This window comes from Erwinia sp. PPS120, from assembly GCF_047918655.1.
Lineage (GTDB): Bacteria > Pseudomonadota > Gammaproteobacteria > Enterobacterales > Enterobacteriaceae > Erwinia > Erwinia tasmaniensis_A.
Genome location: NZ_JBLREF010000102.1, coordinates 1 through 461 on the forward strand (window position 1 = coordinate 1; position 461 = coordinate 461).

Below are 461 nucleotides of genomic sequence, written 5' to 3' on the forward strand. Positions count from 1 at the left end.
ATCCCCAGTAATGGGCGGGTAAAAAAAGACAGGCATAGAGTTTTGTGATCTACTGATTTGTGCAACCAATTCAATGAGATCACCTCTATGCCTGCTCGCCAGGTATGCCAGAATTTCTTCCGTGATGCGTTAGCACCATTTCACAAATACCGACAAAACGCTTTGCTGGATGCCACCATTGCTCTCATCAATGGCGCATCGCTGACGCTGACCAGCATTGGGCGTCATTTACCCGGTACGGCTCAGGTTAAAAACAAAATTAAACGTGTTGATCGGTTGATAGGAAATCAGTCACTCCATCGCGATATTCCTGCGCTCTTTAAAAACATTATCGCTATGTTGACGAGCAAATTATCTCTGTGTGTCATCGCGGTTGACTGGAGCGGTTATCCATCTCAGGAATATCATATACTTCGCGCCAGTCTCTTGTGTGACGGGCGGTCAATCCCTTTACTTAGCTG

At 46.2% G+C, this 461-nt stretch carries 1 pseudogene; it reads left to right on the forward strand.

Annotation, left to right across the window (positions count from 1 at the left end):
• Positions 1-87: 87 nt before the first annotated feature.
• Positions 88-461 (forward strand): annotated as a pseudogene (locus ACLRGG_RS21310) (IS4 family transposase); the annotation flags it as partial.